This window comes from Nostoc sp. GT001 (genome assembly GCF_030382115.1).
Classification (GTDB): domain Bacteria; phylum Cyanobacteriota; class Cyanobacteriia; order Cyanobacteriales; family Nostocaceae; genus Nostoc.
In genome coordinates this window covers 3,825,542-3,842,628 of the sequence record NZ_JAUDRJ010000003.1, presented here as the reverse complement: position 1 = coordinate 3,842,628, position 17,087 = coordinate 3,825,542, and the positions used below count along the sequence as shown (strand labels likewise).

The following is a 17,087-nucleotide window of genomic DNA, read 5'->3' as shown; positions in this document are numbered from 1 at the left end:
ATTAACTCAGCAACCTGACCAAGCGAGACGCGATTGTAGCCCGTGCAATATACCTTGCTTTATTTGTTCTTGAATAGCTTCGATGATAAAAGATGGTGAATGACCAAATAAAAGCGCACCAAACCCCATCGAAATGTCTACATACTCTTGGCCATCAACATCCCAAAGTCTTGCTCCCTCTCCACGCTGTCCGTGAATAGGATATAATATCTCTTTAATGGAGGGCAGGAAGCCTGTTATCGCCCTGCTATTGGCATGGTAGGAACGATAAGCTTGAGTAAGTCGTTTAGATTCGGGAGTAAGTTTGACAAAACGTGTAATTAAAGCATCTAAATGTTTTTGTTGACGGAGAGTTAATAGAGTCTTTGATTCTAACTGAAGAGGCTCAATTGTTTGGGTGATGAGTTGTTGATTAGACTCAGTTTGAATCGATGATGAACTTTCTGAAAAATCAGAGTTATTAATTAAAGATTGAGCAGCTTGTTCTACTTGATGCTGAATAGGGGTAGATGGGATTGCTTTTTGTACAGGTAATATCTTCTTCGAGGAACCTGCTTTTTGTAAAATGTCCAGCTGTTTAGACATCAACTGAAGCTGCTGTTCTATTACCTGTTCGAGTACTGTATCTGTTACAGACTTTTCATCTTCTTGCTCCAAATTTTGTGTATCTGAAGTCTTTTCAGTATGTGCTTGTAGTATTGGGCTAAAGGTTGATTCCTGAAAAGAAGGCTCTACAATCAGATTTTGTGGAGGTAGCTCTTGGGCTATATGAGTTCCTAATGCATGAATTGTTGATAAATCTTCAAGCAATAGGCGAAAAGGAATATCAATACCTAAATCTTGTTGAATAGCACGATTAATTTGCAACAAAATTAGAGAGTCAACACCCATCGCCAGAAAAGGAGTATGAATATCTATTCCAGATGATTTCACTCCCAATGACTCACTAATAATGTGTTTAAGTGTCGATATTATTTTTTTATATTGATAATCTTCATTCATAAAATTTTACGTTTTTTGACATTACTACGAACTAAAAAATTAGTTATTCTTGTGTGAAACTACATATCTTTTTCTAATAGTTCTAACTGCTGAAACATAATAGAAATTTGACGATCTATTATTTTTTTGGCAGGATTATCGCGTTTTTCATTTTTATTACTCAAATGGAGAATATTGTTTTGCGGAGATTCAACAAGGAAATGTTGTGATTTCTCTCCTAAATGATTTTTATGATTACTAACTTTTTCATTCTCTAACTTTTGATTATTATGAGTGTCTTTTTCATTCAATGGATTGAAGTCATTATCTTTAGAAGAATCAACCCAGTATTTTTGTCGTTCAAAAGGGTAAGTCGGTAAAGGAAGTCGATGACATTTTTGATTGGTATCAAATCCTGACCAATCCACTTGTATTCCACACAGCCACAAATGTCCCAGAGTATTTAGTAAGAATGCAACATCGGATTGTTGGTCATGAGGATGACGTATGGAGCAAAGTGCCAAATGTCCTTGAGCTTGTTGTTTAGTTAAAGTACTTAAAGTGCGACCAGATCCAACTTCTAAAAAAATCCGATTTGGCTGTTTACACAATTCAGTAATACCATCAGCAAAGCGCACTGATGACCGCAAATGTTTAGCCCAATAATTGTTATCTGTTGCTTCCTCTGGAGTAATCCAAGTGCCAGTTACGTTAGATAAAAAAGGAATTTTTGGGTGATTAAGATTGATTTTTGCAAATAACTTGGTAAATGGCTCAATAATAGATTCCATCATTTGAGAATGAAAGGCATGGGAAGTATGCAGAAAACGAGAGTCAATCCCTTGCTCGGTTAAGCGGTTTTGTAAATCTTCAATCTCTGCGGTTGGGCCTGAAACTACACAGCGCTCTGGTGCGTTGATGGCTGCTAAGGAAAGTTTATCACCTAGCATCTGCGTAACTTTTTTCTCAGGTAGTGCTACAGCCAGCATTGCTCCTGAAGGTAGTTGCTGCATCAGTTGTCCACGAGTAGCAACTAGCATCAATGCATCTGCTAAACAAAATACCCCAGCTAAACAAGCGGCGACATATTCTCCTATACTGTGACCAATCATTGCACTAGGGCATACTCCCCTAGATAACCACAATTGTGCTAGAGCATATTCGATCGCGAACAACGCCGGCTGAGTAATATGAGTTTGTGTTAGCTGCTGTGTCGCCCATTGGATCTGTTCGTCGCTGGGATAGAGAATAGTGCGTAAGTCTAACCCTAAAATAGGTTTAAGTTGTTCACAACAATAATCAACCTGTTCCCGGAAAATTGGCTCAGTTTGGTATAACTCTCTACCCATGTCTACATACTGAGATCCCTGACCGGGAAACATAAACACAACTTCTGACTCACCTGGTTCTTGATAGTGCGTGAAAACTCGTTGCGTATCCTTTGTCTCTAAAACTTTGATTGCATCATCAAGGTCTTGACAAACTACCATCCGACGATAGTCAAAAGCTCGACGACCTACCCCCAGAGTGTAAGCAACATCAGCTAAGTTTAAATCGGGATGCTGTTTGAGGTGATTAGCCAGATTTGCCGTAGCTGCCTCTAATGCTGATTCTGTTTTTGCAGAAACAACCAACAGATGATGTTTCCTCCCCTGCCCCTCGGTCACTGAGCGTAGCCGAAGTGCTGCCCCCCTGCCCCCCTGCTGCACTACCGGGGCTTCTTCTAGAATCACATGAGCATTAGTGCCGCCAATACCAAAGGAACTGACTCCTGCACGTCTAGGATGTCCGTTTGACTTCCATTCTGAAAGCTTGTTGTTAACGTAAAAGGGACTGTTAGCAAAATCAATCTGGGGTGATGGTTCTTGAAAGTGCAGACTTGGTGGTATTTGCTTGTTTTTGAGCGCGAGGACAGTTTTGATTAAACCTGCAACACCAGATGCAGTATCTAAGTGGCCGATATTCGTTTTTACCGAACCGATGGCGCAGAAATTCTTTTTCTGAGTTCTGGCGCGAAAAGATTTAGTTAACGCGGCAATTTCAATCGGATCTCCTAAAACTGTGCTTAGGTGCCATGAGCCTCTATATAACTGACCATGTCGGGTTCGATTCTGCTGATGGCGAGAGCCTCTGCAATCACCTTGGCTTGACCATCGATACTCGGAGCTGTATAGCCAACTTTGGCTGAACCATCATTATTAATGGCTGAACCTTTAATCAGACCATGAATATAATCTCGATCGGCGATCGCATCTGCTAATCGTTTTAAAATGACTATACCTACACCATCACCGCCAACTGTTCCTTGCGCTTTGGCATCAAAGGCGCGGCAGTGTCCATCGGGAGACAAAATTCCTCCCTCTTGATAAGCATAGCCAGTTTTTTGTAAGTTAGTTATAGAAACTCCACCTGCTAAGACCAGATCGGATTCACGATCTATTAAGCTTTGGCAGGCTAAATGAACAGCAACTAATGAGCTAGAGCATCCAGTTTGAATCGTGATAGCTGAACCCTTTAAGTCTAATTTATAAGCAACTCGTGTAGTCAGATTATCTGTACGATTATTATGTCTAATTTGGTCAAGACCAACTAATTTTATTAATTCAGGATTGGAAAAAAGATTGAATAAAAAGTAACTACTAATACTGGCACTACCATAAACACCAATTCGACCTTGATAAGTTTTAGAATCATAGCCAGCACTTTCCAAAGCTTCCCAAGCTGTTTCCAAAAATAGGCGGTGCTGTGGATCTATTATTTCTGCTGTTTTAGGAGAGTAATCAAAGAATCCAGCATCAAATAATTCTATATCTTCCAATATAGCTTTTGCTTTGACATAATTCGGATTATTTAGTGTAGTTTTGTCTAGACCAATTGATTCTAGCTCTTGGTCTGAAAAAAATGAAATTGCTTCCAAACCATCTTTTAAATTTTGCCAAAATTTATCCAAATTCCTGGCTTTAGGAAACCGCCCTGACATACCGATAATAGCTATGTCTAAATCGCTTATTTGATTTTCCTTAAGGTCATTATATGTCATGTGTAAATTGTTATTAGTAGGTTTTAGCAATCCTAATTTAGTCAATGTTACCTGGAGTGCGCTCTAGATTGCCTAGAAGCAGTACGGCTCTGGGCGCGTTGAGTGCTTTCCTCAAACGAAGGTATTTCGGTCTGCTTTTGCGTTAAATATTTAGCTAAAGAGTTGATGGTTGGATGTTCAAATAAATTAATTACAGATATATTGGTAGGGAAAATTTCTCGTAGTTTGGCGTGAATTTGAACAAGCAGTAATGAATGACCACCGATATCAAAGAAATTATCATAAATGCCCACTTTCTCAACATGAAGCATCTGTTGCCAGATATTAGCGATCGCTTGCTCTACCTCATTTTGTGGTGGTTCATAAGTTGCTGCCAATTCTAGGCGATCGCCATTTGACTCTGAGAGCGCACTATAGTTAACTTTACCATTGGGTGTCAGTGGCAAAGCCTTTAACATGATGAAAGTTGAGGGCATCATGTATTCCGGTAGTTGCTGTCTTAAGAATCTTTGTAGTTCGCTGACATTAAGTATTTGTTGTTGCTTAGAAACAATGTAAACTACTAAAGATTTGTTGCCATTGCCTTCCCGGACAGAAACTACAGCCTGTTGCACTTGCAGATGTTGACACAATACGTTTTCAATTTCTCCAAGTTCAATACGGAAGCCCCTAATTTTTACCTGACGATCAACTCGCCCAATGAATTCAATATTGCCGTCAGGTAAGTAACGAGCCATATCACCACTTTTGTATAAACGCGAACCTGTCTTTGCAAAAGGATTAGGAATAAACTTTTCTGCCGTTATATCAGACTGATTGAGATAACCCCTAGCTAATCCCGCACCGCCGATGTACAGTTCACCTGCTACACCAATGGGTACTGGTTGCAGTTGCTCATCCAGTAAATAAATCTGCGTATTGGCAAGTGGACGACCAAGAGGTACTGTCTGCGTACTAATTTGCTGATTTTCAACTGCAAAGGTAGTAACCCCCACGGTGGCTTCTGTAGGGCCGTAATGATTAAAGATTAAGCTAGATGGTGCTTGCTGCCGAATCTGTTCAATAAGTTGCCAGCTTGCAGCCTCGCCACCCAGAATTAGCTGCTGGCGGGGCAAGATGGAATCAGATGGTGCAGAGGCGAGAAGAGTAGCCAGGTGGGAGGGAACAATTTTGAGACAGTCGATGGGATGGGTGCGGCAATATTGTGCCAAGGCTGCTGAGTCTGTAGCACACTCGATGGATAATATATGCAGACATCCGCCAGTGCAAAGAGCAGCGAAGATTCCAGTGTTACCCAAGTCGGCAGCTAAGGTGGAAACTGTGGCGAAGTTAGTTGTTGTTGATAAGTCTAACCTCTGTGTAATTCCGTGAAGGTAATTCAGTAGTTGCCGATGTTCGATCGCAACTCCCTTCGGTTTACCAGTAGAGCCAGAGGTGAACAAGACATAAACTAAATTCTGGGCTGTCACTGCACTGGCGGGATTATCATCTTTGCGATCGGCAATAATATCCCAATTTGTATCTAGAAAAACTATCTCCGCTACATCTGTTGGCAGGTTATCGACTAATCGCTGTTGTGTCAATATTATTGGTATTTCGATATCCTGCAATCGGCTAGCAAAACCTTCCTTGGGTAAGGTTGGATCTAGTGGTAGATAAGCTCCACCAGCTTTCAGGATGCCTAAAAGTCCAATAATCATCAAGAGCGATCGCTCTGTGCAAAGTCCTACTAAAACTTCCGGCTTGACTCCTCGCTGCTGCAAATAGTTAGCAACTTGATTGGCTTTGCGATTCAATTGTGCATAAGTTAGTTGTTGATCTTCAAAGACAACGGCAATTTTATCAGGTGTTTTTTGTACTTGTGCTTCAAATAATTTGTGAATACATTTATCTTGTAGATTGTCAAGATGTGTTTGATTAAATTCTACTAGTAATTGTTGGCGATCGCTAAAGCTGAGAATTTCTAATTGGCTGATTTTCTCTTCAGGATTAGCAGTTACACTCGTTAATAAAGTTTGAAATTCTTTGGCTAGACGTTCAATAGTATCGGCTGAAAAATAATTAATATCGTAGTAGAATTCTGTCGTTAAAGAATGCTCGCGTTGAGTACAAGTAAGTTTTACTTTAAATTTTTCAATACAAGTGTAATATTGCTCAAGAGAAAATGACACGTCGCCAGCAAAGAGTTTTTCTGGTAGTTGCTCAAACTCAAAACCGATGGGAAAAGCTAGTTGCTCGTGATTTTCTATGGGTTCTGGCACAAAATAATCTTGCCATTCTGCACCCGCTTCTATAGTTTGATGAGCTAGTTCTAAAACTTCTCTAAAACGTAAATTTGGTGTCAAATGGCTGTGAATTGGCAACCAAGTAGCCACAAGTCCTAATAAATTATATAGTTCTTCATAGTCTCTGCGATCGCTAGCCATACCAATAACGATATCTGGCTGTCTTGTAAGTCGCCAAATCAGAGTTTGCCAGCAAGCTAGTAAGACAACATCTGTGGAGGTATCATACTTTTGAGCTAAGTTGGCAATCTTAGCTGTTACATCAGGAGTAATATCTAATCGACAGCAGTTTATCTCAAATTTTGATGGTTGTAATGGCTGGCTCTCAAAAGGTAACTTCAACGAAGCAAGTGTAGAAAGCTTTTGATCGTGCCAATATTTTTTAGCTGTTTCTGTATCTTCATCTGTGAGTAATTGATTTTGCCATTCTGAGAATTGCAGATATTGGACAACTTCTTCTGATATCCTCTCACCTTGTAAGCAAGCAGAATATGACTTGCTGATTTCAGTTACCAGATTTTTGAGTGTCCGGGTATCGGCACAAAGTGAAGGTAAACTGATGATTAAACTGTGCTTCTGCACATCAAGTTTCAGTAGAGATATATGTAAAAGTGGCCCTTGCTTAAACTCGAAATTAAAACTACGTGCTTCCTGACAAAAATATGCAATTTTGCTTGAAAGTTCTTTCGGTTCACAGTGAGTTAAATCAATCTCACGCCACGACAAAATACTGCTATTTCCTAAAACCATTACAGGAATTTTCATTCCAGGTAAGCAATGAAAAGTTGTACCCAAAATTCCGTGTCGAATAGCAACTTGTTCTAAAGCAATTTTTAATATCTCTGGTTTAAGATTGCCTTCTATAAGAAAAGCACATTGAGCCAAATAAGCTGAACTAGACTGCTGTAATAACCAAAGACGCTTTTGTTGAATGGAAAGCTGAAACCCCTGAGTTATTTGATTTGACATACATTTCTTATTACTCTTGAGTAAGAACACACAATTTTGCTAACCCACGCTTATTAATGCCAATTCTCTAAAATACAAAAATCTCGATTAAATCTGAATCTTTTAATTACGAACTAGTACAACTTAGTGGTTTTCGGCAAATAAAACAGGCACTTTCAAACGCTTTATCTACTCCCAAATCCTGTTTTAATTCAAACATACTAATTTCTGTGAATCCTACTTGTTCTAATACCGATTTAACATCTGGTACTGAATAAGCTTTTAAGAAAAAACTCCTGTCTGAACGTTGCCATAGCCCATTTACTAATTCAAATATGGTAGTGTCCTTTCGACCAATTTTATTTTCTGTGTCATAACTCCAAATATCTACCCAGACATTATCATCTTTAACACCGCCACCAGACTCATTATTTTGCCACTCTAACTCACATAATTCTTCAATATATAATTCAAAGGCAAAAACACCGTTTTCTAATAAGGCATCATACACATTTTGTAATGAATTTTTTAGTTCATCAATGCTGAGGATATAGTTGAGAACAACATCTGTTGAAATAGCTGCGTGAAAAGTTGGTGTTAATTTAAAAAAGCGGGCATCATCTAGAATAAATTTAGCATCTGGTGCATTTTCACGAGCAACATTCAGCATTCTTTCAGAACTATCAAGTCCAGTTACTTGATAACCTCTTTTTAGAAGCCGTTGGGCAACTTGTCCCGTACCGCAACCAAGGTCAAAAATATGCGCTCCTTCGGGAATATTTTTGAGGATAAACTTGTCTATAAACTCCAACACAATATCGTGGCGTTCTAGTTGACTTTTTAAGTCATAGATAGAAGCGATCGCATCATGATTAGTATTGAGTTGTTTTGAAGAGATCAAGTGTTTATCCTCCTGTTACATAATTGAATTTAAGACATTGCTGAATAGTATTCTTGAATTCAAAAATTAAATTTTTACTTTTTGCGCTTCTATTTTTAAAAATGACAATCCTGTTTGGCTAAAAGAGTATCAAAACTCCGAATTATCGCTACGTCTCTGTGTTAAAAATCTCAGGTTTACCATATTCATCAACTCACCATTTCCTTAATCATTTCTCCCATTGCTACCACAATTTTACGAGAACCTACATAAGAATTTCGCCCGTGGGCAGTCAGCATATTATCTAGCATTAAAATATCACCTTGCTCCCAAGGAAAGCTAGTTTGTGACTGCTGATAAACTTCATTTATTTCAGCAATAACTGAATCTTCTATAGAAGTACCATCCCCGTAATAGACATTACGCGGTAGCTGTTGCTCTCCAAATGTAGATAATAAGGATTTTCTAACTTCTTCGTCCAAATATGCTATGTGGTGCAACTGAATTTGATTGAAAAATACAGGTTCACTTGTTTTTGGATGTACTGCCAAAGCTGGACGAACTTGGCGAGTAATTAAACTGTTATTATCATACCATTCAATATCAATCTTTGCTTGACGGCAATAATTTTCTACAACAAATTTCTCATTGGTACGAAAGAAGTTTTGCCAGCTAACATCCAGACTATTGGTATAGTGACGGACATACATTAATTGTTTTTGTTCTAATCTTTCGCGTAGTTTGGGATTGATTAGTCTGTAAGCTTTGCGACAGTCTATAATCGGCGTTTCTCCACCTTGTTGTGCTGGTTGCACGCAGAAAAACCAAATCTTCAGAGGCCACTGATGTAAATGAGAGCTTTCATTATGAAAAAGGATTGCTTTGTCAGGTGGATAAGGAGTGGAACCATAAACTTTACCACCTTCACCAGTGCGGGGTAAGTCGCCATACTCAGCAAATAAATTGGGACAAATTGTTTGAGCGAAGTTTTCAAACTCTGAAACTGATCTTATATTAAAACCTCTAAATAAAATCGCTCCATGTTTTAATAATTCTGTCTCGATATATTCTCGATTATTCTCTACCCAAGATAGTAAGTCAACTTCTGTAGTATTTGGTTGAATTACAAGAGGAAAATTTTGTCCTGCTTGTAGATAGTTTGTTTTGATTAATTGCTCTGCTATGAGACTAACAGCTTTCGGAGCAATGCTCATAAATTTTTGTCTTTTAGCAGCTTTACGCTCCTGTTGTTGCATAGTTTGTTGTGCCTTATCTGCTTCTGTAAGCATTTCTAATGTATTGATGTGGCTTTCAGGTTGGTGGATAATACTATTGATTAATGTTTTCCAACTATTTGTAATTATTGTGATAGTATCTGCGGCAAATAAATCAGCATTATATTGCCATTTACCTTCTATACCTTGCTCGGTTTCTGTGAGAAATAAGGCTAAATCGAATCTAGAATTCTTGGTTTCTAATTCTAGTAATTTTAAGTTTAATCCTGGTAATTCTAAAGCTGATGTCGGTGTATTTTGCAGGACAAATAATACCTGGAATAATGGAACTGTATTGCTTAAATGGCGCTCAGGCTGTAATTCTCTAACTAATTCGTCAAAGGGTAAATCTTGATGAGCATAAGCTGATAGTGTCTGAGTGCGAATACGTTGCAACAACTCTAAGAAAGTCGGGTTAGTACTTAAGTCAGTGCGTAAAACTAATAAGTTAATGAAAAAGCCAATTAATGGTTCAATTTCTGCTTGATTGCGGTTGGCAACATCAGTGCCAACAACAATATCATCTTGGCTGCTGTAGCGTTGCAGTAAAATTTTAAAGCTTGCCAGCAGTGTCATAAATAAGGTTACACCTTCTTGCTGGGCAAGCTGTCGCACTTCTTGCACTACTGACGCAGGTATTACAAATGTGTGACTAGCACCCCGGTTAGTGTTTACTTCTGCACGTGGACGGGTTGTGGGTAGTTGCAGAATGGGTACGTTTGCTAATTGCTGCTTCCAGTAGGTGAGTAAAGCTTCTCGTCTTTCACCTTGCAAATGTTGACGTTGCCAAACTGCAAAGTCTGCATACTGAATGGGTAATTTTGGTAAAGGAGAGGCTTCTCCCGCAGAAAAAGCGGTATAAAGTGCTGCTAACTCCCGAATTAATACACCCGTTGACCAGCCATCAAAAACGATATGGTGGATAGTGAACAGTAAGATGTGTTCTTGTTCGCCTAGTTGTAAAAGTGTGCATCTGAGCAACGGTGCTTGAGTAAAATCAAAGGAATATTGAAATTCCTCAACACTCAAACGCTGAATTTCCGCTTCTCGTTCAGCTTCCGATAATTTCTGTAAGTTTACCACAGGTATTTTTAGCTGCACATTGGGGACAATTATTTGTAATGGTTCCCCATCTATTAAAGTAAAGGTAGTGCGTAAAATTTCGTGGCGACGGATAATTTCGTTAATACTTTCCTCTAATGCGTCTACATTCAACTCACCCACGAGATGAACTGCTGCCGGCATATTGTAAATACCGCTATCAGGGTTAATTTGTTCTAATAACCATAATCTAGCTTGGGCAAAGGATAGAGGTAAATTCTCATTACGGGGAACAGGTGTAATAGCAGAAACACCCTGATGACTGGCTTCTTGAACATTTTTAGCTAGTTCTGCAATGGTAGAAAATTCAAATAAAGACTGAAGCGGTATATTCACTCCCAGAGTTTTAGGAATGCGAGAAATAACTTGAGTTGCTAATAAAGAATGTCCGCCTAGTTCAAAGAAATTGTCATGAATTCCTACTTGATTCACACCCAAAACTTGAGTCCAAATTCCGGCTAATACTTCTTCTACTAGATGACGGGGAGCAACAAAATTACTTGTCTCTAAATGAGTATTTTCTGGCGTAGGTAAAGCACGACGGTTAACTTTTCCATTGGGTGTTAATGGTATTTCTGCCAAGAACATAAAAGCATTCGGTATCATATACTCAGGCAGTTGTTGCCGTAAATACTGCCGCAGTTCATCAGTAGCAACATTTTCAGCAACTAAATAAGCAACTAAACGCTGGTTTTCCGATCCATCTTCTCGAACCATCACTACACATTGATATACTGCGGGATATTGTTCTAACACCGCTTCAATTTCTCCTAACTCAATGCGGAAACCTCGGAGTTTTACTTGATAATCAATACGTCCTAAGTATTCAATTTCTCCATTGGGTAGATAACGGGCTAAATCACCAGTTTTGTAGAGTAATGTTTTCGGATTAAATGGATTAGTAATAAATTTTTCTTTAGTTAATTCTGGCTGATTAAAGTAACCCCGTGCTAATCCTACACCACCAATATATATTTCTCCCGAAATCCCTACGGGTACAGGTTGCAAATATTTATCTAAAATATATATTTGGGTATTAGCTAGAGGACGACCAATAGAAACTGTTTTTTCGCTATCACTTATTTGATAAATTGTAGACCAAATAGTTGTTTCTGTGGGGCCGTATAAATTCCAAATCTGAGAACATCTTTGGCATAATTGGCGAGCTAAACTTTGGGGTAAGGCTTCGCCACCACAGAGAATTTTGAGTTGAGAATTTCCTTCCCAGCCTGCATCTAATAACATTCGCCAAGTTGCAGGGGTAGCTTGCATAACAGTTGCAGCAGAATTATTTAGTTGCTGTAATAACTGCGCGCCATCGGTTGCAATTTCTCGACTAGTAAGAATTACTTTGGCTCCCACTATTAGAGGAAGAAAGATTTCTAAAACTGCAATATCAAAAGATAAAGTAGTAACTGAAAACAAACTATCTTGATGGCTTAAGTGTAATCCCTGCTGCATAGAAGTAAGGAAGTTTACTACATTTCTATGAGTAATTTGTACACCTTTGGGTTTGCCAGTGGAGCCGGAGGTATAGATTGTATACATCAAATTATCCGGCTCGATATTGCTGTTATAAGTGTTTATTTCTTGGATAGCAATGCTTTCCCAGTTGCTATCTAAACAAATAACTTGAGCGTGATGGGGTGGAAGATTTGGTAATAAATGTTGCTGGGTTAATAAGATTGAGGTTTGGGAGTCTTGAAGCATATACGCCAAACGCTCTTGAGGAAATGTTGGATCTAGAGGTATGTATGCACCACCTGCTTTGAGAATGGCGAGGAGGGCGACGATCATGGGTAAAGAGCGATCGCAACAAATCCCCACTAATACTTCTTTACCTACACCTGAGCTGCTTAAATAGTGTGCTAGCTGATTTGCTTTCTCGTCTAGTTCTTTGTAAGTTAGCTGTTGTGAGCCAGCTATCACAGCGATCGCATCTGGTGTCTTAGCTACCTGGGCGCTAAACAACTCATGCACGCAGACATGAGGATAATCAACTTCTGTATAATTCCATTGCCTTAAAATTTGCTGCTGTTCTGCTAGCGTAAGTATAGACAACTCTGATATAGACTTATCTGGATGCTCAACGATATCTGTTAACAAAGTTGTTAAATGCTTCAGCATAGATTTAATGCTATCAGCATCAAATAAATCACTGTTATACTCTAATTCCCCAACTAAACTCTCAACATTATCAGTAAAAGACAAACTCAAATCAAACCTAGCCGTATCATTTTCTATCGGCAAATATTCCAAATTCAAACCTGACAGCTTCAACCCATCTCCAGGCATATTTTGCAGCGCGAACATTACCTGAAATACTGGCGTGTGACTGAGACTACGCTGTGGTTGTAATTCTTCTACTAATAATTCAAAGGGTAAATCTTGATGAGTGTATGCTCCTAGAGTGATTTCTCTTACTTGTTTAAGCAAGTTAATAAAACTAGAATTTTCCTCTAGTTTAGTTCGCAAGACTACAGTATTTACAAAAAAGCCAATTAACCCTTCAATTTCACTACGATTACGGTTAGCAATAGGCGAACCGACTAAAATATCTGCCTGTCCAGAGTAGCGATAAAGCAGAGTTTTAAACGCTGCCAATAAAGTCATAAATAACGTTACACCTTGCTTTTGACTCAAAGCTTTTAGCTCATTTGTCAAAGCTGGAGATAGCATAAATGTCTGCTTTTTACCAGCAAAGGTTTGTTGCTTGGGGCGCGGTTTAGCAATAAGAAGTTCTAATACTGGTAAATCACCACTTAATTGTTGTTTCCAATATTCCATCTGAGATGCCAAAACTTCTTTCTGTAACCATGTTCTTTGCCAAACGGCAAAATCTACATATTGAATAGGTAAACTGGCTAATTCACAAGATTTACCTATGCAGAAAGACTCATAAAAAGCAGCTATTTCTTTAATAATTATTCCTGCTGACCAACCATCAGCAACTATGTGGTGTATTGTGAACAGTAAAATATATTCCTGTTCTCCTAACTGCAATAAAACAACATTTAATAATGGTGCGCTAGTTAAATTAAAAGAACGTTGTGCTTGAATTATAGCCCTGCGTTTGGTTTCTATTTCCCGGTGTTCTGGTGTTAAATCCTGTAAATTTACTACAGGTAATGTAATACTAACTTCCGGGTTAATTATCTGCTGTGGTTCTCCATTCCCACTTACAAAAGTAGTACGTAAAGCTTCGTGGCGACGGATAATTTCGTTGAAGCTTTGTTCTAATGCTGCAATATTAAGTTCTCCTTTTAGTTGTACTGCCCTCAATAGATTGTAAGCAGAACTTCCAGGTTGTAATTGGTCTAAAAACCACAGTCTTTGTTGAGCAAAGGATAACGGTAAATTATCTTCTTGTGTGACTTTTTCTATAGGTAAAACAGCTAGTTGTTGCCCCTCTCTCAGTGTCGCTTCAACACATTGCGCCAGTTCCGCTACTGTTGGCGACTCAAACAAACTGCGTAGGGGTAATTCAAGCTGAAAAGCTTCTCGTATTTGGGACATAACTTGTGTCGCTAACAGGGAATGTCCGCCTAATTCAAAAAAGTTTTCTTCAATTCCTACTTGTTTAACACTGAGAATTTTTGCCCATATCCCTGCTAAGACTTCTTCTACAGGGGTACGTGGTACGGTAATAGCACTTTTTATTTGTTGTGATAATTCTTCTGGTGCAGGTAATGCTTGGCGATTCACCTTACCATTAGGAGTCAGAGGTAAAGCTTCTAAAATGGCAAAGTTAGAGGGCAACATATAATTAGGCAAGTTATCCTGCAAAAACTTATTAAGCGCATTCAAATCTATCGCTTCTGAGTTAGCAGGAACTAAATAAGCTATTAATCGCTTATCCCCAGTTTCACTTTCCCGCATCACTACCACAGCTTCCCGCACTTGGGGATAGTGAGTTAATATTGCTTCTATTTCTGCTAATTCAATCCTGAAACCACGAATTTTAACTTGATAATCACTACGTCCAATAAATTCGATTGTGCCATCTGGTAAATAACGTCCTAAATCCCCTGTTTTATAAAGTCTTGCACCTAGTTCATGGCTAAGGGAATTAGGAATAAATCTTTCTGCTGTTAAATCAGGGCGATGTAAATATCCTTGTCCGACACCCCAACCACCTATATATAATTCACCCGCCACACCAATAGGTACTGGTTGCAAATGTTGATCTAAAAGATAGATTTGAGTGTTAGCAATTGGTTTACCTAAAGGAATTACTTTAGTTGGTGCATCTGCTTCGATAGTGATGGGATAAGTGGCGACAATACCACAGGTTTCTGTTTGACCAAACATATTAATAAGATATGTCTGATGTTGTAAGCCAAACTTCCAATTAATCGGAATATCAGATAACAGTGGTTCACTAGCAGAAACAATTAAGCGCAGTTTATTATCTAACCAATAACTTTTTGACTCTGGCGCTAAACTAGCGAGAGTGTAATTACAATTGCGCCAAAAAGAAGGAACAATATCAATGACTGTGATATTATCCTGCTTAATTCCTTGAAATAGTGTTAAGGGATCTTGACGTTGTTCCTGGGTGGCAATTTTGACAGTTGCACCTCGCATCAGAGGAACCATTAATTGTCTGACGGAAGAAGAAAAAGCTAGGGATGCAGTGTGCAAATAGACATCATCGGCTGTGATACCTAGCGCCTGTTGCATCGCTTGCACATAATGGCACAAATTAGCGTGGGTGACGCGCACACCCTTGGGTTTGCCTGTGGAACCAGAGGTATAAATTACATAAGCTAAATTAGAAGCAGATGCACTTTTTGTTAAATCTTCTGTTGACTCTTGGCTGATAATATGGCCAATTTGATCTATACACATTACCTGTGTTTCATGTGCAGGTAATTCAGCTTTGAGGTGTTCTTGAGTTAGCAAAACCTTGGGTTGAGAGTTTTGCAACATAAATGCCAAGCGCTCTTGAGGATAAGTTGGGTCTAGTGGTAGATAAGCACCACCAGCTTTGAGAATAGCTAGAATACCCAATACCATTAATGGGGATCTATCAACACATAAGCCCACTAAAATCTCAGCACCAATGCCCAATTTTTGTAGGTAACGCGCTATTTGGTTAGCTCGATTATTTAGTTGAGTGTAGGTAAATGTTTCATTTTCAAAAATGAGTGCTATTTTATCTGGTGTATTAATTACTCGTTCAGCAAAGAGGTGATGAATACATTGATTGCGATCGTAATTTACTTGGGTATCATTAAATGTTTGGAGTAATTTTTGCTTCTCTGTTTTATCAAGAACTTCTAATTGAAAAACTGGTAAATTTGGAAAAGCGATCGCACTTTCTAATAAAGTACAAAATTGCTGTGTTAATCTTTGAATATCATCGACTGAAAATAGGTTTGCATCATAGCAAAGCTTGAGGTATAGAGAGTTGTCTTGATAATAACTAGATAGTTTAATTTTATATCTATCTATATAAACAGTCTGCTGATGAATTGAGAATTTCACCTCCACAGCATCATACTGTGGTAATTGTGGTTCAAATTCAAAAGTAAAGGGTAAAAACTCAGCTTCTCTTTCTAAAGAAAAATATTCTTCGTAAGTAGAAGCTGTATCTAAATTAATTTTAACTTTCTGCCAAAGCTTTCCAAAAGTATCAGTTTCTTGAATATGAATAGAAATTGGCAAAGATTTAGAGAGCAAACCTAAAACTGATTCTAATTCTTGATATTTACGTCCATTAGTAGCAATGCCTGTAATTAAATTGTCTTGTCCTGTCAACCGCCACAGCAAGATATTCCAGCAGGTAAATAAAACATCACTTAGGGCAATATTATGAGCTTGAGCATAATTGGTAATTTTATCTTGAAAATCAATATCTAATTTCAAACAATAACTTTGAGGATTGAATGGTAAACTTGCTGCTGCTGTATTTTCAAAAGGTAGTTGTAAGGCTGCTAAAGCTGAAAAATCTATATTACTCCAAAAATCTCTACCTGCTTGGGTTTCTTCTGCTATTAAAAGCTCGTTTTGCCACGCAGATAAATCAGCATATTGTAATACTTCACTATCTAATACCTCCTCTTGATGATAGATAGAGGTATATAAATTACTTACTTGTTTAATAAAATTGTGTAATGTTAATCTATCAGCACAAAGAGCAGGTAAAGCAACCAGTAAAATATATTTATTTGTTGCTAATTTAGCTAAAGATAAATTTAATACCGCACCTTCTCTTAAGTTGAATTCTAAATTACAAAAATTGTTAAATATATTTTCTAACTTTTCTTCTTGATCTTGATAACTCTCACTACTTAAATCATAGTCTTGATGCCAAAATGCACTCCGATCGTTAATGAACTGCAACGGCAAATTCATCTCCGGCATATCTCGATAATTAGTGCGGAGAATTTCATAAGTTCCAACGACTTGATTTATAGCAGCTTTTAAAACTTCTGTTTGCAAATTTCCGGTAATTGATACAGCACAAACAGCGCAATAAACAAAACTATTGTCTTGCTGTAAACTCCACAAATACTTCTGTTGTGGAGACAGTTCAAAACTATTAACTGCCGTTAGCATATTTGACTCCAATT

4 protein-coding genes and 1 pseudogene are annotated in these 17,087 nt (G+C 38.3%); all 5 read right to left on the bottom strand.

From position 1 onward, the window contains the following. Positions 1-6 precede the first annotated feature (6 nt). Positions 7-1,002, bottom strand: a complete 996-nt coding sequence (locus QUD05_RS19330) for an acyl carrier protein (RefSeq protein ID WP_289797489.1) — start codon at positions 1,000-1,002, stop codon at positions 7-9. Between the two features lie 305 nt (positions 1,003-1,307). After that, positions 1,308-4,021: pseudogene (locus QUD05_RS19325) on the bottom strand (type I polyketide synthase); the annotation flags it as partial. A gap of 47 nt (positions 4,022-4,068) precedes the next feature. Then, positions 4,069-7,275 carry a non-ribosomal peptide synthetase gene (locus QUD05_RS19320; RefSeq protein ID WP_289797488.1) on the bottom strand — a complete coding sequence of 1,069 codons (3,207 nt, stop codon included), beginning with the start codon at positions 7,273-7,275 and terminating at the stop codon, positions 4,069-4,071. Positions 7,276-7,381: 106 nt separating this feature from the next. Next, positions 7,382-8,155 carry a class I SAM-dependent DNA methyltransferase gene (locus tag QUD05_RS19315; RefSeq protein ID WP_289797487.1) on the bottom strand — a complete coding sequence of 258 codons (774 nt, stop codon included), beginning with the start codon at positions 8,153-8,155 and terminating at the stop codon, positions 7,382-7,384. A 188-nt stretch (positions 8,156-8,343) separates the two neighbouring features. Then, positions 8,344-17,073, bottom strand: coding sequence for a non-ribosomal peptide synthetase (locus QUD05_RS19310; protein WP_289797486.1), 8,730 nt, complete (start codon positions 17,071-17,073; stop codon positions 8,344-8,346). Positions 17,074-17,087 lie beyond the last annotated feature (14 nt).